This is a genomic window from Pseudomonas sp. NPDC089530, assembly GCF_050280705.1.
Taxonomy (GTDB): Bacteria; Pseudomonadota; Gammaproteobacteria; order Pseudomonadales; family Pseudomonadaceae; genus Aquipseudomonas.
Map to the genome: position 1 here is coordinate 1 of NZ_JBNNVU010000083.1, position 24411 is coordinate 24411.

Sequence of the window (24411 nt, forward strand, 5' to 3'; positions counted from 1 at the left end):
GGCCATTACCAGGCGGGTGAAGCATGAACCTGACCGTGAAGTTTTTCGCCCGCTACCGCGAGGCGCTGGGTGTGGGCTGGCTGGCTGCGGTCGTGGATGTAGGGCACCACCAGGTCCATGCAGGCCTGCATGATCCCGGTCGGGCCGCCGGAGAGCACCACGCGCTCGTAGTCCAGGCCGCTCATCAGGACTTTCACGCCGCCGTTGAGGATGCCGAGGATGTTCTCTTCCGGCACTTCCACGTCATCGAAGAACAGCTCGCAGGTGTTGGAGCCGCGCATGCCCAGCTTGTCGAACTTGTTGCTGCGGCTGAAGCCTTTCCAGTCGCGCTCGACGATGAACGCGGTGATGCCGTGGGGGCCCTTGTCCAGGTCGGTCTTGGCGTAGATCACGTAGGTGTTGGCGTCCGGACCGTTGGTGATCCAGGTCTTGCTGCCGTTGAGCACGTAGTGGTCGCCGCGCTTGTCGGCGCGCAGCTTCATCGACACCACGTCGGAACCGGCGTTGGGTTCGCTCATGGCCAGGGCGCCGATGTGCTCGCCGCTGATCAGCTTGGGCAGGTATTTGCTTTTCTGTTCGTGGTTGCCGTTGCGGTTGATCTGGTTGACGCAGAGGTTGGAGTGGGCGCCGTAGGAGAGGGCGACCGAGGCCGAGCCGCGGCTGATTTCTTCCATGGCCACCACGTGGGCCAGGTAGCCCAGGCCGGCGCCGCCGTACTCTTCCGGCACGGTGATGCCCAAGAGGCCCATGTCGCCGAATTTGCGCCACATGTCGGCGGGGAACAGGTTGTCGACATCGATCTGTGCCGCCCGTGGCGCCAGCTCGGCCTTGACGAAGGCCTGCACCTGGTCGCGGAGCATGTCGATGGTTTCGCCGAGGGCAAAGTTCAGGGTCGGATAGCTCATGGGGGGCACCTTCAAACTTGTTTTTATTGAGGGAGTGGGGCTGTGGAGAGCGGGGTTTTGGCTCTCACCTTTACGTTAACGTAAGCCTGCGACCGGTGGCTGTCAATCACCCTTTACGTAAACGTCAACTTGCGCCAGAGTAGAGGCGCTTTCGCTGGGGGCCAGGCTCCTTCGCTACAGGCCTGGCTCATGCTTGCCCACTAATAAAGACAATAGGGGTCGTCATGGATCTACCCGCATCCGCGCCGGGGCGCAGCTACGCCCGTGGCACGCAAGACAAAGCCTTGCTGGCGCTGACCATCGGCCAGGCGTTCGAGCGCACGGTGGCGGCATATCCCCAGGGCGAAGCCCTGGTGGTGCGCCACCAGCAACTGCGTTACACCTGGCAGCAACTGGCCGACGCCGTCGATCTGCATGCCCGGGCGCTGCTGGCCCTGGGCCTGAAGATCGGCGACCGGCTGGGCATCTGGGCGCCCAATTGCGCCCAGTGGTGCATCAGCCAGTTCGCCAGCGCCAAGATCGGCGTGATCCTGGTGAACATCAACCCGGCTTACCGCAGCTCCGAGCTGGAGTACGTGCTCAAGCAGTCCGGCTGCCAGTGGCTGATATGTGCCGGCGCGTTCAAGACCTCCGATTACCACGCCATGCTCCAGGGCCTGGCGCCCGAGCTGGCGCAGCAGTCCATCGGCCAGTTGCAGAGTGAGCGCCTGCCCGACCTGCGGGGCGTGATCAGCCTCGATGCACGGCCGCCCGTGGGCTTTTTGCCCTGGTCGCAGCTGGCCGACCTGGGGGCCGGGGTCAGCGCCGAGGCGCTGCGCGAACGCCAGGACAGCCTGGACCCCGACCAGGCGGTGAACATCCAGTACACCTCCGGCACCACCGGTTTTCCCAAGGGTGCGACCCTCAGCCACTACAACATCCTCAACAACGGTTACATGGTCGGCGAGAGCCTGGGCCTGGGCCACGAGGATCGCCTGGTGATCCCGGTGCCGCTCTATCACTGCTTCGGCATGGTCATGGGCAACCTGGGCTGCGTGACCCACGGCAGCACCATGATCTACCCCAACGATGCCTTCGACCCGCTGCTGACCCTGAGCGCGGTGGCCGAGGAGAAAGCCACCGGGCTGTACGGCGTCCCGACCATGTTCATCGCCATGCTCGATCAACCGCAACGGGCCGAGTTCGACCTGTCGAGCCTGCGCACCGGGATCATGGCCGGGGCCACTTGCCCGATCGAGGTGATGCGCCGGGTGATCAGCGAGATGCACATGAGCGAGGTGCAGATCGCCTACGGCATGACCGAAACCAGCCCGGTGTCGTTGCAGACCGGTCCGGCGGACGAGCTCGAATTGCGCGTGACCACGGTCGGCCGCACCCAGCCACAGCTGGAAAGCAAGATCATCGACGAGGCGGGCAATATCGTGCCGCGGGGCACCATCGGCGAGCTGTGTACCCGCGGTTACAGCGTGATGCTCGGTTACTGGAACAACCCCCAGGGCACGTGCGATGCCATCGACCAGGCCGGCTGGATGCACACCGGCGACCTGGCGACCATGAACGAGCAGGGTTACGTGCGCATCGCCGGGCGTAACAAGGACATGATCATTCGCGGTGGGGAGAACATTTATCCGCGGGAGCTGGAAGAGTTCTTCTTCACCCATCCGGCGGTGGCCGATGTGCAGGTGATCGGTATTCCGTGCTCGAAGTACGGCGAAGAAATCGTGGCCTGGATCAAGTTCCATCCGGGCCACAGCGCCAGCGAAGGGGAATTGCAGGCCTGGTGCAAGGAACGCATCGCCCATTTCAAGACGCCGCGTTACTTCAAGTTCGTCGAGGAGTTCCCGATGACCGTGACCGGCAAGATCCAGAAGTTCAGGATGCGCGAGATCAGTATCGAGGAGCTGCGCGGGCGTTCCTGAGCCTGGCGCCCGCTCTTGCAGCCTCTGCGGGAGCGGGCCTGCTTGCGATGGCGAGCTCAAGGTCGCTCCGCCGGATCAGCTTGGAAAACGCGAAGGCCGGAAAGCACAAAGGGGAGCCGAAGCTCCCCTTTAATTTTGTCGTTGCGTGCTCTTTTTTATTATTGAGGGGCGGTCTGTTGTTGTTTTTGGCAACCGTTACCCTTTACCGCTGTTTTTGGCGATCCCCATCCGGGATCAAGAGCAAACGTATTTTTTTGAGCGCTGATCTATTTTCTCGCCGGAGCGACCAACCAGTTCGGGAGCTACCTTGGGGTAGTTTTATTGTTCTCTGCCCGGTTGCGGGTGGCTCTTGTTGTTGAGGGCACCCTGGAAAACACATCCTCTCCAAAAAAATCTGTTAGCTGCGTCTCTGCCGTGTTGTTTTTGTTATGTCAGAGTCGTTTCGTCTTATTTTTATTAGCTTTGCTGCTTTTTATTCTTGTTATGCCAGAGATATAGCAGGTGCCGTGCCAACTTTTTAAAACCCTTTAAAATCAATGGCTTGGTAAAAATAGCTGTTCATCTGTACCGCTAGAAAATCGACAAACTGTTTCCGTGTTACCCGTTTCGAGCGTGCGCCAGAGCACTCGGTAACACCGTGGAGCAGGCCTGGCCCTCAACTCGGGTAACGGGCCTTGGCCACGCGCGAGCCGGTGGGGCGCCCCAGTACGGAGCAGATCTGCTGGCCGGCGAGGATCAGGCGCTCCAGGTCGATACCGGTATCGATGCCCAGCCCGTTGAGCAGGTACAGCACGTCCTCGCTGGCGACGTTACCGCTGGCGCCCTTGGCGTACGGGCAGCCGCCGAGCCCGGCGACGGAGCTGTCGAACACCGCGATGCCCTCCAGCAGGCTGGCGTAGATATTGGCCAGGGCCTGGCCGTAGGTGTCGTGGAAGTGTCCGGCGAGCTTGTCCCGCGGGACATGGGCGCCCACCACCTCGAACATGCGACGGGTGGCGCCGGCGGTGCCGGTGCCGATGGTGTCGCCCAGGGACACTTCGTAGCAGCCCATGCTGTACAGCTCGCGGGCGACCACGGCGACCTGTTCCGGCGCCACCGCGCCCTCATAAGGGCAACCCAGCACGCAAGACACGTAACCGCGCACGGTAACGCCCTGCTGCCTGGCCGCTTCCATGATCGGCACGAAGCGCTCCAGGCTTTCGCTGATGGAGCAGTTGATGTTGCGTTGGGAGAAGGCCTCGGAGGCGGCGGCGAACACCGCGACTTCCTTGACCCCGGCCGCCAGGGCGTCCTCGAAACCGCGCAGGTTCGGGGCGAGGGCGGCGTAGGTCACCCCCGGCTTGCGCTGGATCTGCGCGAACACCTCGGCGGAGCCGGCCATCTGCGGCACCCATTTGGGCGAGACGAAACTGCCGACTTCTATATAGCCAAGCCCGGCGGCGCTCAGGGCGTCTACCAACTGCACCTTGTCGGCGACGCTGATGGGCTGGGCTTCGTTCTGCAGGCCGTCGCGAGGACCGACTTCGACCAGGCGTACATGAGTGGGGAGGGACATGGGGCTTTACCTTTTTATATAGGGCCGCCGATGTAGCCGCTGCCGCAGGCTGCGATCGGCGACGAAGTCGTCGTAAAACCAGGCGCTGGGGTCCGTCTGGAAGATTGCCTGGCGGTCGCTGGCCAGGGGCAGGGCGCCAGTGATTATTGTGCGGTGCTGCGCTGACTCTTGATGGTCTGCTCCAGGGCCTGGGTGCAGCGCTCTTCCGCGGTGTCCAGTTCGAGCTTCATCTGTTCGATGTCCAGCAGTTGCTGCTCCAGCTGTTCGCGGCGCTCGGCGATCTTCGCCAGCATGCTGTGCAACTGCTTCAGGTTGCCGCTGGAAGGGTCGTAGAGCTCGATCAGCTCGCGGCATTCGGCCAGGGAGAAACCGATGCGCTTGCCGCGCAGGATCAGCTTCAGGCTGACCTTGTCCCGCGGCGAGTAGATGCGTTCCTGGCCGCGGCGTTCGGGGGCGAGCAGGCCTTGCTCCTCATAAAAGCGGATGGCCCGGGTGGTGATGTCGAGTTCACGGGCGAGGTCGGAAATGCTGTAGGTCTGGCTGCTCATGGAGGCACTCGAAAAAGGTCTTGGCGCTAAGCTAATTCGAGGTTGACGTATACGTCAAGCAAGATGCGATGCCGTCCTACGGTTCACTTCTCGAGTTTTTTCTCGTGGGCCGTCACCTGCTGGCACAGCTCGATGATCTGCTCGCGCATCCAGCGGTTGGCCGGGTCCTGGTCGGTGCTTTCGTGCCAGTAGAGGTGGGTTTCCAGCGGCGGCACATCGTTGACCGGCAGGTGGAACGCCTGCAGGTCATGGCGGCGGGCGAAGCGCTCCGGCACGGTCATCACCATGTCGGTCTGTTGCAGCACTTGCGAGGCCATCAGGTAATGCTGGGAGCGCAGGGCGATCTTGCGCTGGATGCCCATCTTGCCCAGCGCCAGGTCGACATAACCCAGGCCGCTGCGGCGGCTGGAGATATGGATATGGGTCAGCGCCAGGTAATCGTCGAGACTGAGCTTTTCCTTGTTCGCCAGGGGGTGGCTCTTGCGCATGGCACAGACATAGCGGTCTTCCATCAGCTTGACGTGGCGTACCTGCGGGTCGGTGTTCAGTGGCGCATCGACGGCGAAGTCCAGGCGGCCGGCGGCCAGCTCCTTGGTGGTTTCCCGGCGCTTGGACAGGAAACTCTCGATGATCACCGTGGGCGCGAGGCGCCGCAGGCGCTGGAACAGCGGCGGCAGGATCACCGCTTCGGTGAGGTCGGTCATGCTGATGCGGTAGGTCTTGACCGCCTGCGAGGGGTTGAAGGTGCGGCTTTCCTGCACCGACACCCGCAGCAGCGAAAGAGCGTTGCGCACCGGCCCGATGATGTTCTGCGCCATGGGCGTGGGCACCATGCCCTGGGCGGTACGCACGAACAGCGGATCGTTGAAGGTCTCGCGCAGGCGGGCCAGGGCGTTGGAAACAGCGGGCTGAGTGATGCCGACGATCTGCCCGGCGCGGGTCAGGTTGGCTTCGGTGTAGATCGCGTCGAAGACGATGAAAAGGTTGAGGTCGACCTTGCTCAGATTCATTGCGCTGCACTCTTATTGTTAGGGCGTTTTCAGGGCGGCGGGAGAGGGCCAGGGCCGCGTCGATCAGCCGATCATATATCGGTGATGAATGTTAATACACGCCGAGAATAGACTAGGTAAATTTTCGTAAGCTGTTCTAGCATCGGTTCCATGCCCCCAACCACCTTGCCAAGAAGGTAGCTGCCCATGGATTTCGCTTATTCCCCCAAGGTTCAGGAACTGCGTGAGCGCGTGACCGCGTTCATGGACGCTTATGTGTATCCGGCTGAAGCGGTGTTCGAGCGCCAGGTCGCCGAAGGCGATCGCTGGCAGCCGACGGCGATCATGGAAGAGCTCAAGCTCAAGGCCAAGGCCGAGGGGTTGTGGAACCTGTTCCTGCCCGAGTCGGAACTCGGCGCCGGCCTGACCAACCTGGAATACGCGCCGCTGGCGGAGATCATGGGGCGCTCCTTGCTCGGACCGGAGCCGTTCAACTGCTCGGCGCCGGACACCGGCAACATGGAAGTGCTGGTGCGTTACGCCAACGAAGAGCAGAAACAACGCTGGCTGGAGCCGCTGCTGCGCGGCGAGATCCGCTCCGCCTTCGCCATGACCGAGCCGGACGTGGCTTCGTCCGACGCCACCAACATGGCCGCCCGCGCGGTGCGTGATGGCGACGAATGGGTGATCAACGGCAAGAAGTGGTGGACCTCGGGCGCCTGCGACCCGCGCTGCAAGATCCTGATCTTCATGGGCCTGAGTAACCCGGACGCACCGCGCCACCAGCAGCACTCGATGATCCTGGTGCCGGTGGACACCCCCGGGGTGAAGATTGTCCGGCCACTGCCGGTGTTCGGTTACGACGATGCGCCCCACGGCCATGCCGAGGTGCTGTTCGATAACGTGCGGGTGCCTTACGAAAACGTGTTGCTGGGCGAGGGCCGTGGTTTCGAGATCGCCCAGGGGCGCCTTGGCCCGGGGCGGATTCACCACTGCATGCGTTCGATCGGCATGGCCGAGCGGGCGCTGGAACTGATGTGCCAGCGGGCGGTGAGCCGCACGGCCTTCGGCAAGCCACTGGCGCGCCTGGGCGGTAATGTCGACAAGATCGCCGACTCGCGGATGGAGATCGACATGGCGCGCCTGCTGACCCTGAAGGCGGCGTACATGATGGACACCGTGGGCAACAAGGTGGCGAAAAGCGAAATCGCCCAGATCAAGGTGGTGGCGCCGAACGTGGCCCTGAAGGTAATCGACCGGGCCATCCAGATTCACGGTGGAGCTGGGGTCTCCAACGATTTCCCCCTGGCCTACATGTACGCCATGCAGCGCACCCTGCGCCTGGCCGACGGCCCGGATGAGGTGCATCGCGCGGCCATCGGCAAGTTCGAGATCGGCAAGTACGTGCCCAAGGAAATGCTGCGCGGCGGGCATTAAACCGCTATCGCGGGCAAGCCTCGCTCCTACGGACGCTGCACATCGGTAGGAGCGAGGCTTGCCCGCGATGACATCGGCCGCCGCGTTAATACACCCAGACTTCCACCCGGCGGTTCTTGATCCGCCCCTCATCCGCGGTATTGGTCGCGACCGGCATCTGCGCGCCAAAACCGCGGATCTCGCGCAGTACCACACCGCTTCTCAGCAGTTCCCGGCGCACGGTCATGGCCCGCAATTTGGAGAGCAGTGCCGCCCGGGCCGGATCATTCTTGGCATCACCGAAGCCGACCAGGGTCACCCGCTTGTCCAGCTTGTCGTAGCGCTTGAGAAAATCCACGACCCGCGGCAGATCCTGGCGCGCCTTGTTGTCCAGGATGGCGCTGCCTTCCTCGAAACGAAAATTCACGGTCAGGCGCTGCGCCTGCCGGGCGATGGCCTGGTAACCCTCAGGCATTTGCGCCGCGGGCACCACGCTCATGGCCAGCACGGTCTGGGCGACAAAACCGGTGTTCGCGACTATGGCCTGGCCCCGGGCGCTCTGGGCAAAGCGCACCAGGGCGGTGGCCCAGGGGTTGTGGGCATCGGGCGGTAGGTAGAAGTACAGGCGCCGGGACAGCGGGTAGTCCTCGGTGGCGATCAGGCTGTCCAGGGGCAGCATCGGTTGCGAGCCACCGTCGACGATGGCCACGGCCTTGGCCTGACGCACATAGGGCAGGCCGATGAAACCGATTCCCTGGGGATCGCGGCTGACCGTGTCGGAAAGCTGTTCGCTGGACTCGAAGCGTTGCGCCGTGGGGCTCAGGCTCTTGCCGTGGCGGGCCAGTACCAGTTCCTTGAAGGTGTCGTAGGTGCCGGACCGGTCATCCCGGGCGTACAGGTGGATCGTGCCACCGCTGCCGCCCAGGGCTTCCCAGGTTTTCACCTCGCCGCTGAAGATCCGCGCCAGTTGCTCGGTGTCCAGCCGCGCCAGCGGGTTCTGCGGGTGGAGGATGATGGCCAGGCCGTCGATGGCGATCACCTGCTCGGCGTCGGGGGCTTTCAGGTCGCCAAGGGCCTCCAGTTCCACCAGCTCGCTGTCCTTGATTGGGCGTGACGCGGCGGCGAGGTCGGCGCTGGCGTTCTTCAGCGCAGCAAAACCGGTGCTGGAGCCATGGGCGGCGATCTCGACGAAGACGCGCCGGCCCTGGGCGTTCCGGGCGCTGACCCGACGCTCGTTGTCCTTGTCCGAGGCCTCGATCCGGATGTCGAGCAGGCCCTGTTCTTCCATCAGGCCCTTGACCAGGGCCGGGCCCAGCGCAGCGCCGATGGTGTTCGAACCCTGGATGCGCAGGACCGGCTGGTTGTCGCCGGCCAGGGGCAGGGCGGCGAACACCGACCAGGGCAGCGCGTAGCAAACGAAGCCGACCAGCAGCAGGCCCAGGGTTCGGCACCAGAGATCTCGTTCATTGACGGTTGCAACGCGTGACATGCGGCGATGGCCTTATAGAGGGGCAAGTGCGGCGAGATTAAGTCAGGGAGGTGACGGCGATGTGACAGCTAGTGCGGATAACCAGAGTTTTCCTGTGGCCTTTCGGAGTGTTCCTAAAGACCCGGCGCAGCAGGCTCAGTAGAGTTGAAAACTTTGTCTGGAGGGGAATTGGCGCATGCCGAAACTCGTCGTTACCAGGCGTCGCTGCAGCCCTGGCTGCAATTTGCTTGTGTCAAAGGAGTATGAAATGAGTGGCTGGTTCGAACTGAAGCAATATGGCGGCGGGGCTTGCAGGTTCCTGCTCAAGTCCAAGGATGCGCAGACCATGCTTCAAAGCGGCCGTTACCCTTGCCGTGACAGTGCCGAGGCAGCCATTGCGCTGTTCCGCAGCCACTGTACATCCGCAAGTCACTACGAAAAGAAGATGGCCCCGGGTGGCAAATCCTACTTCAACCTCAAGGCCGGCAAGGAGGTGATCCTGGTCAGCCACCTGTATGACTCGGAGCCGACCCGCGAGTCTGCGATCGAGACCATCATGCAGGCCGGCACCAGCATGCGGGTCGAGCTGTGCTGAGGCACTGAAGGCATAAAAAAAGCCCATCTCAGGATGGGCTTTTTCGTGCCTGGCGATCAGCTCAGTTCGAGCCAGATCGGCGCGTGGTCGGAGGGTTTTTCCATGCCGCGCAGGTCGTAGTCGACCCCGGCATCCTTGACCCGTGGCAGCAGGCCCCGGGAGGCCATGATCAGGTCGATGCGCAGGCCGCGTTTGGGCTCGTCCTCGAAACCGCGGCTGCGGTAGTCGAACCAGCTGAAGCGGTCGGCCACCTCGGGGTTCAGGTGGCGGAAGCTGTCCACCAGGCCCCAGTCTTTCAGGCGGGCCATCCACTCGCGTTCTTCCGGCAGGAAGCTGCACTTGCCGGTTTTCAGCCAGCGCTTCATGTTGTCCGGGCCGATGCCGATGTCGCAGTCTTCCGGGGAAATGTTCACGTCGCCCATGACCACCAAGGGCTGGTCATTGCTGAAGCGGGTTTCCAGCAGGTGTTGCAGGTCACTGTAGAAGCGCTGCTTGGCCGGGAACTTGGTGGGGTGGTCGCGGCTTTCGCCCTGGGGGAAGTAGCCGTTCATGATGGTCACCGGGACGCCGTTGGCATCGGCGAAGGTGCCCCAGATAAAACGCCGCTGGGCATCTTCTTCGTCGCTGTCGAAACCTTTGTACAGGGCCAGGGGCGCCTGGCGCGACAGCAGGGCCACACCGTAGTGGCCTTTCTGCCCGTGGTAATGCACGTGATACCCCAGCGCCTGGACTTCGGCCAGGGGGAACTGATCGTCCGCCACCTTGGTTTCCTGCAGGCCGATGACGTCCGGTTGATGCTTGTCGATCAGCGCCGCCAGCTGATGGGGGCGGGCACGCAGCCCGTTGATATTGAACGAGACGATCTTCATGGTCGGCAGTCCTGGCAAAACTGCGATGCTAGCTGACAAGTCGCGTGGCAGCCAGCATGGCGGCAGTCAGGATGCGCTGCTAAGGTCCATGGGCATTCCAGTGGAACGATCACGGGCCGCAAGGCTCGTAGCCAGGAGCACACCAAGAACGGGCACGACTTGGCCGCCACGCCGCGTGGCCACGTCAAGCCGGGCCCAGGGGGGAGCCAACTGCCATGCCTGAAACTTCGACTGCCATCGCCGACATTCATATGCTCGACAGCGGTTACGCCCACGAAGCCCGTTCCTTGCTGTATCAGGCTTATCGTCACGAGCCGACCTTCGGTTACCTGTTCGAGTCCGAACGCCCGGGTTACGAGCACCGGGTGCGGGCCACGGTGCGGGAATTGGTCAAGCAGCATTTCATTCAGGAACTGCCGGCCATCGGCTTGCTGGTCAACGACCGGCTGATCGGCATCGCCCTGATCGCACCGCCCCAGCGGCGCCTGGGGATCACCGAGAGCTGGGCCTGGCGCCTGCGCATGGTGCTCAGCACCGGTTGGCGCTGCACCCGGCGTTACCTGGACTATCACGCGGCGGTGCTGGGCTGCCTGCCCAACGAGTCGGTGCATGTACTGCCGTTGCTGGGCATCCACCCGCAATTCCAGGGCAAGCATTTCGGTGAGCAGTTGCTGGAGGCGGTGCATAACTGGTGCGCGGTGGACCCGAATTCCCAGGGCGTGGTGCTGGACACCGGCAACCCGCGTTACCTGGAGTTCTACAAACGCCAGGGTTATGGGGAAGTGGGCGAGATCGCCGTCGGCCCGATCCGCGAGCACGTTTTTTTCCACCCCAACCCGCAGGTCCTGCAAAGCGCGACCGGCTAAACAGAACTTTCCTCACATTTGCGCGCTCTATCAGGTTCCCAGCTCGTGATAGCATTCGCGCCTATGAAGTGTTCAGGAAGATTCACCAGCGGCTTGTTGCTGCTGTTCACAAGTTGTGCGGCGCTGGCGCAAAGCGAATTGGACGTCAGGGTCAAACCCTCTAACGACGCGCTCAAGGCCAATGTGGAAGGCTACATTGGCGGGGTGGGCGAGCGCGACGAGGCGGCGCTGCTGCGCTTCAGCCGTGGCGCCGAGGAGCAGGCCCGCAAGGCCGCGCAGGCCCTGGGCTACTACCAGCCGCAGATCAGCAGCGAAGTCAAAGGCGGCGAAAAACCGCGCCTGGTGCTGAACATCGACCCCGGCGAGCCGGTGCATCTGCGCAACGTCACCATCCGGGTCGATGGCCCGGCGGCTTCCCTCAAGGGGTTTCGTGTGCCCAAGGGCGATCAGCTCAAGAGCGGCGCAGTCCTCAATCACGGTCATTACGAAGATGCCAAGCGCCTGATCCAGAATCAGGCGTCGCGCTACGGTTTCTTCAGTGGGCGTTTCACCCGTCAGCAACTGGCCGTGGACCCCCAGGCCGGGGTGGCGGATATCGAACTGGTGTACGAAAGCGGCCCGCGTTATGCCCTGGGCAAGGTCAGTTTCGCTGGCGATACGCCGTTCGACGAGGACCTGCTGCAACGCATGGTGCCGTTCAAGGCCGGCGCCCCTTATGACTCCGAGCTGATCGCCGAGCTGAACCAGGCGCTGCAATCGAGCGGTTACTTCGAGGGCGTGCGGGTCGATGCGGCGCCGACCGCGGCCACCGCCGAGGTGATCCCGGTGGCGGTCCAGTTGCAGACCCGCAAGCCGCGCACCATGGGCCTCGGCCTGGGCTTTTCCACCGACGTCGGGCCACGGGCCAAGGCCAACTGGACCCGTCACTGGGTCAACGCCGAAGGCCACAGCTATGGCTGGGAGGCGGAAGTCTCGGCGCCGCGGCAGAACGTCGGGCTGTTCTACGACATACCGCTGGACCCGCCGCTGACCGACAAGCTGCGGTTTGCCGGCGGTTATCAGAACGAAGAAATCTCCAATACCGACACCTTGAGCAAGCTGCTGACCCTCGGTCCCGAGTGGCACAGCAAGTTGCCCAGCGGCTGGCAACGGGTCATTTCGCTGAAGTGGCAGCGCGAGGAGTATCGCCTGGGCGATGACTCCGGCCTGAGCAACCTGTTGATGCCCGGCGTCAGTTATTCCTACCTGCGCAGCGATAACCGCATCGATCCGCACAACGGCTATCGTCTGCAATTCGACACCAAGGTGGGCAAGGAGGGGCTGGGCTCGGACACCAACCTTTTATATGGCACCGCCATGCTCAAGGGGTTGACCACGGTGTGGGACAACCACCGCTTCCTCGGCCGGGTGCAATTCGGCGGCAGCGCCACCAACGGTTACAAGAAGATCCCGCCGTCCCTGCGCTTTTTCGCCGGCGGCGACCAGAGCGTGCGCGGTTACGACTACCAGAGCCTGTCGCCGGAGAACTCCGACGGCGACCGGATCGGCGGGCGCTATATGGTGGCCGGCAGCGTCGAGTACCAATATTCGATTGCGGAAAAATGGCGCCTGGCGACCTTTGTCGACCAGGGCAACTCGTTCGACAAGCTGGAACTGCCGAACCTGAAGACCGGGGTCGGCGTCGGCGTGCGCTGGGTGTCTCCGGTGGGGCCGATCCGCCTGGACCTGGCCCATGCGCTGGACGACGACGGCGGCATCCGACTGCACTTTTCCATGGGGCCAGAGCTGTGAAACGTGGTTTGAAGATCGCAGCGCTGGCGCTGCTTGCATTGGTGGCGCTGCTGGTCCTGACACTGGCGTCGCTGCTTGGCACCCAGGCGGGCAGTCGTTGGGTGCTGGGCCTGGTGCCGGGGCTGACGGTGGAGAACTTCGCCGGCCGCCTGGGAACACAGTGGAGCGCCGATCGTCTGTTGTGGCAGCAGGACGGCAGCCGGGTCGAACTCGAGGCGCCGACATTCTCCTGGTCGCCAGCCTGCCTGATGCGCATGACCCTGTGCATCGAGCAGCTGGATGTGGAGCAGGTCAACCTGCAATTCCCGCCGAGCGCGGAAGCAGCGGACAGTGGCCCGATCAGTCTGCCGCAGTTGCAGTTGCCCCTGGCCATCGAGCTGGGGCAGGTGCGGGTCGGCAGCCTGTCGCTCAATGGCAGCGAGCAACTCAAGGGCCTGCAACTGGCGGCGCAGTGGACGGCCAAGGGCCTGCGGATCGAGTCCGTGAGCCTGCAGCGCGACGATTTGAGCCTCAACCTCTCCGGGCTGTTGACGCCCAGCGGCGACTGGCCCCTGAGCGCCGCTGGCACCCTGACCCTGCCGGCGCCCGGCAGCGAACCCTGGGCCCTGGCGCTGAAAGTCGACGGCGACCTGCTGAAAACCCTCAAGCTGACGGCCGACAGCAGCGGTTATCTGCAAGGCCGGCTGGCGGGTGAGCTGCAGCCGCTGGTGGAGAACCTGCCGGCCCAGGTGCGGATCACCGCCGATGGCTTCAAGGCCAGCGCCGAGCTGCCCGATACGCTGCAACTCAACCAGCTGGAGCTGACCGGCGCTGGCGATCTCAAGGCGGGTTACCAGTTGCAGGGCAAGGCCACGTTGCCGGCCGAACAGGGGCCGGTGGCGCTGGCGTTGCAAGGTAAGGTCGACGCCAAGGGCGCGCAGATCGCTGGGTTGGACCTCATTGCCAACGACCGGCAGAGCCTCAAGCTGAGCGGCCAGCTGGACTGGAGCCAGGGCCTGAACGCCGAAGCCCAAGTCGACTGGCTGGATTTCCCCTGGCATCGCCTGTACCCGCTGATCGAAGAGCCCGCGGTGGCGGTGCGGCGTTTCAACGGGGAAGTGGCCTACCGCGATGGCAACTACCTGGGCAATTTCAAGGGCGACCTCGATGGCCCGGCGGGCGCGTTCAGCCTCAGCAGCCCGTTCAGCGGCGACCTGACGAAAATCTTCCTGCCGCAGTTCAAGCTGGCGGCTGGCCAGGGCAAGGCCGAAGGCCACCTGAACCTGCAATTCGCCGACGGCATCGCCTGGGATACCGCCCTGGACCTGTCGGCGCTCAACCCGGCGTACTGGGTCGCCGAACTGCCGGGCAACTTGGCCGGCCCGCTGCGCAGCCAGGGCGAGCTGAAGAACGAGCAGCTCAAGCTCAACGCCGACCTCGACCTCAAGGGCAAACTGCGCGGCCAGCCCGTGGTGCTGCAGGCCAAGGCCGACGGCGCCGGCGAGCAGTGGAATTTGAGCGCGCTGGACATCCGCCTGGGCGACAACCGCATCAATGGCTCCGGCCGCCTGCAACAACAGGTGGTTGGGCAGGTCGAGATCAAGGCGCCGCGCCTGGGCCAGCTGTGGCCCGAGCTGCGCGGCCAGCTCAACGGGCGGGTCGATGTGGCCGGCACCCTCAAGGCGCCGCAGGGCAAGCTCGACCTGCAAGGCCAGCAACTGGTATTCGCCGACAACCGCCTGCAGAGCCTCAAGCTCGAAGCCAACCTGGACCGTGCGCAGCGGGCGCGGATCGACCTCCAGGGTCGCGGCATCCAGGTTGGCGAAACCTCGCTGGGTACGCTGACGGCCAACGGCCAGGGCGATATCAAGAACCAGAAACTGCAACTGGACCTGCAAGGCCCGCAGCTCAAGCTGGCGCTGGGCCTGGACGGCAGCCTGAATCAGGGCAACTGGCGCGGGCGCCTGGCCAGCGGCGATATCCAGACCGGCGGCCAGGACTGGAGGCTGCAGGGCCCGGCCAAGCTCGAATACCTGGCCGACGGCAAGCTCAACTTCGGCGCCCATTGCTGGACCAGCGGCGACGCCAGCCTGTGCGGCGAAGACCAGCGGCTGATGCCCGAGCCCAAGTTGCGCTACCACCTCAAGCAGTTCCCGATCGACAGCCTGGCGCAGTGGTTGCCCAAGGATTTCGCCTGGAAGGGCCGGCTCAACGCCGACGTCCAGCTGGATGTACCGGCCAGCGGTCCGAAAGGACGGATCCTGGTGGATGCCAGCGGCGGCACCTTGCGGGTCAAGGAAAAGCAGCAGTGGCTGGACTTCCCGTATCAGACGCTGAAACTCGACACCACCCTCAATCCCAAGCGCATCGACACGCAGCTGGCGTTCAGCGGCGGCAAGCTCGGCGAGCTGATGCTGCAGGCGCAGATCAATCCGTTGCCGAAAAGCAAACCGTTGTCCGGCGAGTTCCGCCTCAGCGGCCTGGACCTGGCGGTGGCGCGGCCCTTCGTGCCGATGGTCGAGAAACTGGCCGGCACCCTGAACGGCAGCGGGCGCATTTCCGGTGGGCTGCTGGCGCCGCAGGTGAACGGCAACGTGACGCTCAGCGGCGGCGAAGTCTCCGGCCCCGAACTGCCCATCAGCCTCCAGGACCTGCAAGTACAGGCATTGATCGCCGGGGAAAGCGTGCAACTCAATGGCGGCTGGAAGAGTGGCAAGGTCGGGCAGGGCAGCCTGAACGGCCATCTGGCCTGGGGCCAGGCGCTGGTGGTGGACCTGAGCCTGAAGGGCTCGCAGCTGCCGGTCACCGTCGAGCCCTACGCCGTGCTGGAGGTAGCGCCGGACCTGAAGATCTCGATGAAGGACGAGCGGCTGGCGATCGCCGGCAAGGTCCAGGTGCCCAAGGGCGAAATCACCATCCGCGAGCTGCCGCCGTCGACGGTCAAGGTGTCGGACGACACGGTGATCGTCGGCCACCAGACCGAGGAGGGCAAAGCGCCGATGGCCATGGCGATGGACATCGACGTGGTGGTGGGCGAGGACAAGCTCAGTTTTTCCGGTTTCGGCCTGACCGCCAACCTGCAAGGCCACGTGCATATCGGCGACAACCTGGATACCCGCGGCGAGCTGTGGCTCAACGACGGCCGCTACCGGGCCTATGGCCAGCGCCTGACCGTGCGCCGGGCGCGTCTGCTGTTCGCCGGGCCCATCGACCAGCCGTACCTGGACATCGAGGCGACCCGCCAGACCGACGACGTGATCGCCGGTATCCGCCTCAGTGGCAGCGCCGAGCAGCCGACCACGCAGATCTTCTCGGAACCGGCCATGAGCCAGGAGCAGGCGCTGTCCTACCTGGTGCTCGGGCGCCCGCTGAGCACCACCGGCGAGGACAACAACATGCTGGCGCAAGCCGCCCTGGGCCTGGGCCTGATGGGCAGCTCGAACATCACCGGCGGCCTGGCCAAGGACCTGGGCATCGAGGACTTCCAGCTCGACACCCAGGGCAGCGGCAACACCACCAGCGTGGTGGCCAGCGGCAATATCTCCGAGAAGCTCAGCCTGCGTTACGGGGTCGGGGTCTTCGAACCGGCCAACACCATCGCCTTGCGCTACAAGCTGAGCAAAAAGGTCTACCTGGAAGCGGCCAGCGGCGTCGCCAGCTCGCTGGACATCTTCTACAAGCGCGACTTCTGACAAGGCGCCAGTCCAGTCCCCCGTAGCCAGGGGACTGGGCCCGCCCAGTTGCAGCCCCCCCCGCGGGCTATTTCTCCTGCGATTTTTTCGGCCTTCAGGCCTGTCCCATCAATTGGCTTAATAGTAAGCATGCTAATTATTGTTTGGATATTGGCTGCCTAAGCAGTAATATCTCGACACACTTTCGCTGCCTAGGCAGCTAATAGGCGGTCAGATGAAGCATTTCACCTCGGACGATTTCCACAATTGCCACCTCGGGCTCCTGCTGGGCCGCGCGGCCCTGCTCAAGGACCGGATCCTCGACACCCACATGGAGCCCCACGGCATCACTGCCGCGCAGTTCAAGGTGCTGATCATCATGGCCCAGTTCGGCGTCGACACCCCGGCCGAGCTGTGCCGTCACCTGTCCCTGGACAGCGGTTCGATGACCCGCATGCTCGACCGCCTGGAGCAGAAGGACTTCCTCGCCCGCCAGCGTTCGGAGCACGACCGCCGCCAGGTGCGGCTGGTGCTGACCGAGGAGGGGCAGAAGCTTGCCGACTGCCTGCCCCACATCGGCGCCGAGGCGATGAACGAACTGGCGGGCGCCATTACCCCGGATGAATTGAAAACCCTGGAACGGATTCTCAAGAAGATTTTGCTGGCGGCCGGTGACCCGATCACCGTGTTGCGGGTGGGTGACAAATAAATGAGCCGTACAACCTTGCGTGCCCGTTTCAGCCTGGTGCTGCTGGCCATGAGCCTGGCCGGCTGTGCCAGCTACAGCGGCCTGAAGACCGAAGGGGTGAGCCTCGATGCCAAATCCCTCAAGGCCGGACAATCCCTGAACGGCGTAACCCTGTCGCCGGCGGCCTGGCCGAAGAGCGACTGGTGGAAAAGCCTCGGCGACCCACAGCTCGACGGCCTGATTCGCGAAGCCTTGCACGACAGCCCCGACATGCAGATCGCCAGCGCCCGTGCCCACCAGGCCAGCGCCGCTGCCTACGCTGCCGATGCGGCACGCATGCCAACCCTGGATGCCAATGGCGGTGTCAGCCGTTCGCGCCTGGCCCGGGACCAGGACCCGCGCGGGCAGGGCGGGGCCTACAGCACCCTGCGCAGCCTCAGCATGAACTTCAATTACACCTTCGACCTCTGGGGCGGCCAGCGCGATACCTGGGAAGCTGCCTTGGGCCAGGCCCGTGCTGCGGAGATCGATCGCCAGGCCGCGCAACTGACCCTGGCCGCCGACGTGGCCCGAGCCTACAGCGACCTGGGCCAGGCGCATATCGTCCATGACCTGGCCGACGAGGACCTCAAGCGCACCCGGCAGATGCTCGAGCTGAGCCAGAAGCGCCTGAGCTCGGGTATCGATAGCCAGTACCAGTACCAGCAGACCGAAAGCCTGGAGGCCAGCGCCGAAGCCTCGCTGATCGACGCCGAGAAAAGGCTGCAAAGCGCCAGGATCGCCCTGGCGGTATTGCTCGGCAAAGGCCCCGATCGCGGCAACGAAATCGCTCGGCCGCAGGTGCTGCAAGCCAGCGCGGTGGCGCTGCCGTCGGTGCTGCCCGCCGAACTGCTGGGCCGGCGCCCGGACCTGGTGGCCGCGCGCTGGCGGGTCGAGGCGGCGAGCAAGAGCATCGATGCCGGCAAGACCCACTTCTATCCCAACCTCAACCTGAGTGCCGTCGCGGGCACCCAGGCCTTGCTGGGGGATGCGATGTTCGGTTCGGCCAGCCGCTTCTTCAACATCGCCCCGACCGTTTCGCTGCCGATCTTCGACGGCGGCCGCCTGCGCGCCGACCTGGATGCCCGGGACGCCGACTACGACCTGGCCGTGGCGCAGTACAACAAGAGCCTGGTCAATGCCCTGGGGGATGTCAGCGACACCCTGTCCCAGTTGCGTGACATCGGGCGGCAGATCGCCGCCCAGCAGCACGCCACCGATATTGCCCGGGATTCCTACGACACCGTGGTGCAGCGTTACGGCTCGGGTATCGGTAATTACCTGGACGTGCTCAGCATCGAGCAGCAGTTGCTGCAGGCCCAGCGTCAGCTGGCGACCCTGAATGCCGAGCAGATCGACCTGTCGATCCAACTGATGCAAGCCCTGGGCGGTGGTTTCCAGACCGACGATCTGGCCGCGGCCACCCCGACCCCAGCCTCGCGCAATCAATAATTCAAGGTACTCATCATGGCCACTGCCGATACCCACAACGCCTCAGAAAACACCGCGGACAGCGCCAACCCGCGCAAGCGTAAAGTCATGCTGCTGGGCCTGACGGCCCTGGTACTGCTGGGCGGGCTGGGCGTCTTCGCCTGGCACGAACTCTATGGCCGCTGGAATGAAAGCACCGACGACGCCTATGTGAACGGCAACGTGGTGGAAATCACGCCGCTGGTCACCGGCACGGTGGTCAGCATCGGCGCCGACGATGGCGACCTGGTCCACGAAGGCCAGGTGCTGGTCAACTTCGACCCCAACGATGCCCAGGTCGGCCTGCAAAGCGCCGAAGCCAATCTGGCGCACACCGTGCGCCAGGTGCGCGGGCTGTACAGCAATGTCGACGGCATGCGCGCCCAGGTGGCGGCGCAGAAGGCCGAAGTGCAGAAAGCCCAGGACAACTTCAGCCGCCGCAAGACCCTGGCCAGCAGCGGGGCGATCTCCCAGGAGGAACTGTCCCACGCCCGTGACGACCTGACCTCGGCGCAGAACGCCCTGGCCAATGCCCAGCAGCAGCTCAACACCACCAATGCCCTGGTGGACGATACCGTGGTCTCCAACCATCCGGACGTGCAGGCGGCCGCCGCGCAACTGCGCCAGGCCTACCTGACCAATGCCCGCAGCACCCTGATCGCCCCGGTGACCGGTTATGTCGCCAAGCGCACCGTGCAACTGGGCCAGCGGGTACAGCCGGGCACCGCGCTGATGGCGGTGATCCCCCTGAACCAGCTGTGGATCGATGCCAACTTCAAGGAAACCCAGCTGCGGGACATGCGCATCGGCCAGCCGGTGGACATCGAGGCCGATATCTACGGTGGCGAGGTCAAGTACAGCGGCACCATCGACAGCCTGGGCGCCGGTACCGGCAGCGCCTTCGCCCTGTTGCCGGCGCAGAACGCCACCGGCAACTGGATCAAGATCGTGCAGCGGGTGCCGGTGCGCATCCACGTGAATGCCGAAGAGCTGGCCAAACACCCGCTGCGGGTCGGCCTGTCGACGGTGGTCAAGGTCGACCTGCACGACCAGAGCGGGCCGGTACTGGCCCAGCAGCCGCCACAACAGGCGTCGTTCACCACCAGCGTCTATGACCGCCAACTGGGCGAGGCCGATGCCCTGATCGCGCGCCTGATCCACGACAACAGCGCCGCCCTCGGCAAAACCGCCCAGCGCTGATTCGCCGATCCCTCTGCCGTGGCCGCTAGCGGCCGCGGCGCCTGTTTCGCTCCATAGGATTCGCGATGAGCCATAACGCCTCTTTCACGCCGCCCAGCCTGTTGCTCAGCACCATCGGCCTGTCGCTGGCGACCTTCATGCAGGTGCTCGACACCACCATCGCCAACGTGGCCCTGCCGACCATCTCCGGCAACCTCGGGGTGAGTTCGGAGCAGGGCACCTGGGTGATCACCTCGTTTGCCGTGAGCAACGCCATCGCCTTGCCGCTGACCGGCTGGCTGAGCCGGCGCTTCGGCGAAGTGAAGCTGTTTATCTGGGCCACCCTGCTGTTCGTGCTGGCTTCGTTCCTCTGCGGGATTTCCACCTCGATGCCCGAGCTGGTGGGCTTTCGCGTGCTGCAAGGGGTGGTGGCGGGGCCGTTGTACCCGATGACCCAGACCCTGCTGATTGCCGTCTATCCGCCGGCGAAAAGGGGCATGGCCCTGGCGTTGCTGGCGATGGTCACGGTGGTGGCGCCGATTGCCGGGCCGATCCTCGGCGGCTGGATCACCGACAGTTACAGCTGGCCGTGGATCTTCTTCATCAACGTGCCGATCGGCCTGTTCGCCGCCTGGGTGGTCAAGCAGCAGCTGAAGGCGCGGCCGGTGGTCACCAGTCGTCAGCCGATGGACTACATCGGTCTGCTGAGCCTGATCGTCGGCGTCGGCGCCCTGCAGATCGTGCTCGACAAGGGCAATGATCTGGACTGGTTCGAATCCGGTTTTATCATCGTTGGCAGCCTGATTTCAGTGATCGCCCTGGCAGTGTTCGTGATCTGGGAAATGACCGACCGACACCCGGTGGTCAACCTGCGGCTGTTCGCCCACCGCAACTTCCGCATCGGCACCCTCGTGCTGGTGGGCGGTTATGCCGGCTTCTTCGGCATCAACCTGATCCTGCCGCAGTGGTTGCAGACCCAGATGGGCTATACCGCGACCTGGGCCGGCCTGGCGGTGGCGCCGATCGGCATCCTGCCGGTGCTGATGTCGCCTTTCGTCGGCAAGTACGCCCACAAGTTCGACCTGCGCCTGCTGGCCGGGCTGGCGTTCCTGGCCATCGGTTTGAGCTGCTTCATGCGCGCCGGTTTCACCAACGAGGTGGACTTCCAGCACATCGCCCTGGTGCAGCTGTTCATGGGCATCGGCGTGGCGCTGTTCTTCATGCCGACCCTGAGCATCCTGATGTCGGACCTGCCGCCGCATGAGATCGCCGACGGCGCCGGCCTGGCTACTTTCCTGCGGACCCTGGGCGGCAGTTTCGCCGCCTCGCTGACCACCTGGATCTGGATCCGCCGGGCGAACGAGCATCACGCCTACATGAGCGAACACATCAGCAGCTTCGAGCCGGCCACCCGCGATGCCTTGAGCACCCTGGGCGGCGCCGGCAACCAGGCGTATGCGCAGTTGGACCAGGTGCTGAGCGGCCAGGCGTACATGATGTCCACCGTGGACTACTTCACGCTGCTGGGCTGGGGGTTCATGGGGCTGATTCTGCTGGTATGGCTGGCCAAGCCACCGTTCGCGGCCAAGGCCGGGCCGGCGTCGGCGGGGCATTGATCGCCCGTGGGGCTTGAGGGGGGCGCGAGCAGATTCGCTACTACAGGACGTTTGCAGCCTTGTAGGAGCGAACGTGCTCGCGATAGAACGCGCAGCGTTCGCTTAGCGGTTACAGCTCATGAGTGGGGCAGTGCCAGCGGCGGCATCAGGTCGAAGGCCCCCAGCTGCATGCCCTGTTCATCCACCTGCAACGCCCAGCCCTGACGATCCCAGTCACCCAGAACAATACGCTTGGCCGCCTGTTCGCCGATCTGCAGCTTGTGGATGGCGGGGCGGTGAGTGTGGCCGTGGACCAGGGTCCGCACCTTGAAGGCTTGCATGATCCGCGGCACTTCGTCCGGGGTCACGTCGACGATGTCGTTGGCCTTCATGCGGGTCTGGGCGCGGCTTTCATTGCGCAGCTTGCGCGCCAGCTTGCGCCGGGTGCGCAACGGCAGGTGCCTGAGGATCCACAGCGACAGCGGATTGCGCAGGTAACGGCGCAGGCGCATGTAGGCTTCGTCGCGGGTGCACAGGCTGTCGCCATGCATCAGCAGCACCGGTTCGCCGTAGAAGTCGACCACGCTCGGGTCCTGGAGCAGGGTGGCGCCCGCGGCCTTGCAGAACGCCTTGCCGAGCATGAAGTCGCGATTGCCATGCATCAGGAAAACCTGCGTGCCGCTGTCGCTGAGCTCACGCAGTGCCTGGCAAATGGAAAGCTGGTAGGGGGTCATGGCGTCGTCGCCGATCCACACCTCGAAGAAATCTCCCAGGATGTACAGCGCTTGCGCCGAGCGGGCACGCCCGCCCAGTAAATCCAGAAACGCCCGGGTAATGTCCGGGCGCTCCTCTTCCAGATGCAGATCTGAAATCAGCAGTATCACTCAACGATCTCGGCTTTCTCGATGATCACGTCGTCTGCCGGCACGTCCTGGTGGCCGGCCTTCATGGTGGTGGCCACGGTCTTGATCTTGTCGACCACTTCAGTGCCGGCGACCACTTTGCCGAATACCGCGTAGCCCCAGCCCTGGACGGTCTTGCCGCTGTGGTTGAGGAAGCTGTTGTCGGTGACGTTGATGAAGAACTGCGCGGAGGCCGAATGCGGCTCCATGGTGCGGGCCATGGCGATGGTGTACTTGTCGTTGGAAAGACCGTTGTCCGCTTCGTTCTGGATGCTTGGACGCTTGTCTTTCTTTTCTTTCATGCCTGGCTCGAAACCGCCGCCCTGGATCATGAAGTTACCGATGACGCGGTGGAATACGGTGTTTTCGTAATGACCGGCCTTAACGTATTCGACGAAGTTGGCCACGGTGATCGGGGCTTTCTCGGCGTTCAGTTCCAGCACGATGTCGCCGAAATTGGTGGTCAGTTTGACTTGAGTCATGATCGGTACTCTTTATAAGGAGGAGCGTTTTCAAGGAATTCCCGGGTTCCGGGGCAGGCATGCGGCCCGGAACCGCTCTGGCAAAAATCCGCCAAGGTGCGCAGTTTAGCGTGACGGGCGTGAAATTCGAGGCTGTTTTTTCATTTGCGACGGATTAATAGCGGCAGATTTAAAGCCTGCTCTGTCAGGGGCTTGACCGCATCGGCTATGATACCCGTTTCGATTTATCAGGCCGCACCGGCCGCGCACTTGTACGTTCAAGGATCCTATGAGCAAGCCCACTGTCGACCCTACCTCGAATTCCAAGACCGGACCGGCCGTGCCGGTCAACTTCCTGCGCCCGATCATCCAGGCGGACCTGGACTCGGGTAAGCACAAGCAGATCGTGACCCGCTTCCCACCGGAGCCCAACGGTTACCTGCACATCGGTCACGCCAAGTCGATCTGTGTGAACTTCGGGCTGGCCCAGGAGTTCGGCGGCGTCACTCATCTGCGTTTCGACGACACCAACCCGGCCAAGGAAGACCAGGAGTACATCGACGCCATCGAACGCGACGTCAAGTGGCTGGGCTTCGAGTGGTCCGGTGAAGTGCGCTACGCCTCGCAGTATTTCGACCAGTTGCACGCCTGGGCGCTGGAGCTGATCAAGAGCGGCAACGCCTACGTCTGCGACCTGACCCCGGAGCAGGCCAAGGAATACCGCGGCAGCCTGACCGAGCCGGGCAAGAACAGCCCGTTCCGCGACCGTTCGGTGGAAGAGAACCTCGACCTGTTCGCCCGCATGCGTGCCGGCGAATTCCCGGATGGTGCACGGGTACTGCGGGCCAAGATCGACATGGCCTCGCCGAACATGAACCTGCGCGACCCGATCATGTATCGCATCCGCCATGCCCATCACCACCAGACCGGCGACAAGTGGTGCATCTACCCGAACTACGACTTCACCCATGGCCAGTCGGACGCCATCGAAGGCATCACCCACTCGATCTGCACCCTGGAGTTCGAAAGCCACCGTCCGCTGTACGAGTGGTTCCTCGAACATCTGTCGGTGCCGGCGCAACCGCGCCAGTATGAGTTCAGCCGCCTGAACCTGAACTACACCATCACCAGCAAGCGCAAGCTCAAGCAGCTTGTGGACGAGCAGCACGTCAACGGCTGGGACGACCCGCGCATGTCGACCCTGTCGGGCTTCCGTCGTCGTGGCTACACGCCGAAATCCATCCGCAACTTCTGCGAGATGATCGGCACCAACCGTTCCGACGGCGTGGTGGACTTCGGCATGCTGGAGTTCAGCATCCGTGACGACCTCGACCAGAGCGCTCCGCGCGCCATGTGCGTGCTGCGTCCGCTGAAAGTCGTGATCACCAACTACCCGGAAGGCCAGGTCGAGAACCTCGAACTGCCGCGCAGCCACGATCTGAGTCTGGTGGGGACTCAGGTCATGGCCCGTAGGGATATCGAACTCAACGCTTTCAATGACCTGAA

At 63.9% G+C, this 24411-nt stretch carries 18 protein-coding genes and 1 pseudogene; 11 read left to right on the forward strand and 8 right to left on the reverse strand.

The annotated features are described in order from the left end of the window. Positions 1–80: 80 nt before the first annotated feature. Positions 81–905, reverse strand: a pseudogene (locus ACQKQA_RS23880) (acyl-CoA dehydrogenase family protein); the annotation flags it as partial. A 224-nt stretch (positions 906–1129) separates the two neighbouring features. Between ACQKQA_RS23880 and ACQKQA_RS23885 the strand changes: the two are divergent. Then, positions 1130–2824 carry an AMP-binding protein gene (locus tag ACQKQA_RS23885; RefSeq protein WP_427563204.1) on the forward strand — a complete coding sequence of 565 codons (1695 nt, stop codon included), beginning with the start codon at positions 1130–1132 and terminating at the stop codon, positions 2822–2824. Positions 2825–3479: 655 nt separating this feature from the next. On the opposite strand, the gene ACQKQA_RS23890 is transcribed toward ACQKQA_RS23885, so the two are convergent. The 3 genes from ACQKQA_RS23890 to ACQKQA_RS23900 form a co-directional block, all read right to left on the reverse strand. Continuing rightward, positions 3480–4379: a hydroxymethylglutaryl-CoA lyase gene (locus tag ACQKQA_RS23890; RefSeq protein ID WP_427563206.1), complete on the reverse strand. Its 900-nt coding sequence runs from the start codon at positions 4377–4379 to the stop codon at positions 3480–3482. Between the two features lie 143 nt (positions 4380–4522). Continuing rightward, on the reverse strand, positions 4523–4927 hold the full coding sequence (locus ACQKQA_RS23895) for a MerR family transcriptional regulator (RefSeq protein WP_427563207.1): 405 nt from the start codon (positions 4925–4927) through the stop codon (positions 4523–4525). A gap of 83 nt (positions 4928–5010) precedes the next feature. Then, the gene (locus ACQKQA_RS23900; RefSeq protein ID WP_427563209.1) at positions 5011–5937 is read right to left on the reverse strand and encodes a LysR family transcriptional regulator; all 927 of its coding nucleotides are present in this window, start codon (positions 5935–5937) and stop codon (positions 5011–5013) included. Between the two features lie 186 nt (positions 5938–6123). Here ACQKQA_RS23900 and ACQKQA_RS23905 point away from each other — a divergent pair, with 186 nt between their 5' ends. Further along, complete coding sequence (locus ACQKQA_RS23905; protein ID WP_427563211.1) at positions 6124–7353, forward strand: acyl-CoA dehydrogenase; 1230 nt, start codon at positions 6124–6126, stop codon at positions 7351–7353. An 85-nt stretch (positions 7354–7438) separates the two neighbouring features. On the opposite strand, the gene ACQKQA_RS23910 is transcribed toward ACQKQA_RS23905, so the two are convergent. Beyond that, positions 7439–8821 (reverse strand): substrate-binding domain-containing protein, encoded by a 1383-nt coding sequence (locus tag ACQKQA_RS23910; RefSeq protein WP_427563212.1) that lies wholly within the window; start codon positions 8819–8821, stop codon positions 7439–7441. Positions 8822–9068: 247 nt separating this feature from the next. Here ACQKQA_RS23910 and ACQKQA_RS23915 point away from each other — a divergent pair, with 247 nt between their 5' ends. Continuing rightward, a complete protein-coding gene (locus ACQKQA_RS23915) occupies positions 9069–9395 on the forward strand; it encodes a DUF1508 domain-containing protein (protein ID WP_427563214.1) in 327 nt (108 codons plus the stop codon). A 56-nt stretch (positions 9396–9451) separates the two neighbouring features. Here ACQKQA_RS23915 and xthA read toward each other — a convergent pair whose 3' ends face one another. Next, positions 9452–10264, reverse strand: a complete 813-nt coding sequence (gene xthA, locus ACQKQA_RS23920; protein ID WP_427563216.1) for an exodeoxyribonuclease III — start codon at positions 10262–10264, stop codon at positions 9452–9454. Between the two features lie 215 nt (positions 10265–10479). On the opposite strand from xthA, the gene ACQKQA_RS23925 reads away from it, so the two are divergent. The 7 genes from ACQKQA_RS23925 (at position 10480) to ACQKQA_RS23955 (ending at position 21563) form a co-directional block, all read left to right on the forward strand. After that, on the forward strand, positions 10480–11130 hold the full coding sequence (locus tag ACQKQA_RS23925; protein WP_427563218.1) for a GNAT family N-acetyltransferase: 651 nt from the start codon (positions 10480–10482) through the stop codon (positions 11128–11130). Between the two features lie 63 nt (positions 11131–11193). After that, positions 11194–12921: an autotransporter assembly complex protein TamA gene (locus ACQKQA_RS23930; protein WP_427563220.1), complete on the forward strand. Its 1728-nt coding sequence runs from the start codon at positions 11194–11196 to the stop codon at positions 12919–12921. After that, a complete protein-coding gene (locus tag ACQKQA_RS23935; RefSeq protein ID WP_427563222.1) occupies positions 12918–16592 on the forward strand; it encodes a translocation/assembly module TamB domain-containing protein in 3675 nt (1224 codons plus the stop codon). The genes ACQKQA_RS23930 and ACQKQA_RS23935 overlap by 4 nt, the downstream gene beginning before the upstream one ends. A 214-nt stretch (positions 16593–16806) precedes the next feature. Further along, on the forward strand, positions 16807–17280 hold the full coding sequence (locus tag ACQKQA_RS23940; RefSeq protein WP_427563224.1) for a MarR family winged helix-turn-helix transcriptional regulator: 474 nt from the start codon (positions 16807–16809) through the stop codon (positions 17278–17280). Further along, positions 17281–18750 (forward strand): efflux transporter outer membrane subunit, encoded by a 1470-nt coding sequence (locus ACQKQA_RS23945; protein WP_427563226.1) that lies wholly within the window; start codon positions 17281–17283, stop codon positions 18748–18750. A 15-nt stretch (positions 18751–18765) separates the two neighbouring features. Beyond that, positions 18766–19968 (forward strand): efflux RND transporter periplasmic adaptor subunit, encoded by a 1203-nt coding sequence (locus ACQKQA_RS23950; RefSeq protein WP_427563228.1) that lies wholly within the window; start codon positions 18766–18768, stop codon positions 19966–19968. Between the two features lie 65 nt (positions 19969–20033). Further along, complete coding sequence (locus ACQKQA_RS23955; protein ID WP_427563230.1) at positions 20034–21563, forward strand: DHA2 family efflux MFS transporter permease subunit; 1530 nt, start codon at positions 20034–20036, stop codon at positions 21561–21563. Positions 21564–21679: 116 nt separating this feature from the next. Here ACQKQA_RS23955 and lpxH read toward each other — a convergent pair whose 3' ends face one another. Next, the gene (gene lpxH, locus ACQKQA_RS23960) at positions 21680–22426 is read right to left on the reverse strand and encodes a UDP-2,3-diacylglucosamine diphosphatase (RefSeq protein WP_427563231.1); all 747 of its coding nucleotides are present in this window, start codon (positions 22424–22426) and stop codon (positions 21680–21682) included. Beyond that, positions 22423–22926, reverse strand: a complete 504-nt coding sequence (locus ACQKQA_RS23965) for a peptidylprolyl isomerase (RefSeq protein ID WP_427563233.1) — start codon at positions 22924–22926, stop codon at positions 22423–22425. The genes lpxH and ACQKQA_RS23965 overlap by 4 nt, the downstream gene beginning before the upstream one ends. A 268-nt stretch (positions 22927–23194) precedes the next feature. Here ACQKQA_RS23965 and glnS point away from each other — a divergent pair. Then, positions 23195–24411: glutamine--tRNA ligase (glnS, locus tag ACQKQA_RS23970; RefSeq protein WP_427563234.1), on the forward strand; the 1217-nt coding region annotated here is incomplete at its 3' end.

Coding starts and splice junctions, on each gene's coding strand:
- ACQKQA_RS23885 (WP_427563204.1), top strand. CDS start 1,130: ATGGATCTACCCGCATCCGCGCCGGGGCGCAGCTACGCCCGTGGCACG.
- ACQKQA_RS23925 (WP_427563218.1), top strand. CDS start 10,480: ATGCCTGAAACTTCGACTGCCATCGCCGACATTCATATGCTCGACAGC.
- ACQKQA_RS23915 (WP_427563214.1), top strand. CDS start 9,069: ATGAGTGGCTGGTTCGAACTGAAGCAATATGGCGGCGGGGCTTGCAGG.
- ACQKQA_RS23895 (WP_427563207.1), bottom strand. CDS start 4,927: ATGAGCAGCCAGACCTACAGCATTTCCGACCTCGCCCGTGAACTCGAC.
- ACQKQA_RS23945 (WP_427563226.1), top strand. CDS start 17,281: ATGAGCCGTACAACCTTGCGTGCCCGTTTCAGCCTGGTGCTGCTGGCC.
- ACQKQA_RS23950 (WP_427563228.1), top strand. CDS start 18,766: ATGGCCACTGCCGATACCCACAACGCCTCAGAAAACACCGCGGACAGC.
- ACQKQA_RS23930 (WP_427563220.1), top strand. CDS start 11,194: ATGAAGTGTTCAGGAAGATTCACCAGCGGCTTGTTGCTGCTGTTCACA.
- ACQKQA_RS23910 (WP_427563212.1), bottom strand. CDS start 8,821: ATGTCACGCGTTGCAACCGTCAATGAACGAGATCTCTGGTGCCGAACC.
- ACQKQA_RS23965 (WP_427563233.1), bottom strand. CDS start 22,926: ATGACTCAAGTCAAACTGACCACCAATTTCGGCGACATCGTGCTGGAA.
- xthA (WP_427563216.1), bottom strand. CDS start 10,264: ATGAAGATCGTCTCGTTCAATATCAACGGGCTGCGTGCCCGCCCCCAT.
- ACQKQA_RS23900 (WP_427563209.1), bottom strand. CDS start 5,937: ATGAATCTGAGCAAGGTCGACCTCAACCTTTTCATCGTCTTCGACGCG.
- ACQKQA_RS23905 (WP_427563211.1), top strand. CDS start 6,124: ATGGATTTCGCTTATTCCCCCAAGGTTCAGGAACTGCGTGAGCGCGTG.
- ACQKQA_RS23890 (WP_427563206.1), bottom strand. CDS start 4,379: ATGTCCCTCCCCACTCATGTACGCCTGGTCGAAGTCGGTCCTCGCGAC.
- ACQKQA_RS23940 (WP_427563224.1), top strand. CDS start 16,807: ATGAAGCATTTCACCTCGGACGATTTCCACAATTGCCACCTCGGGCTC.
- ACQKQA_RS23955 (WP_427563230.1), top strand. CDS start 20,034: ATGAGCCATAACGCCTCTTTCACGCCGCCCAGCCTGTTGCTCAGCACC.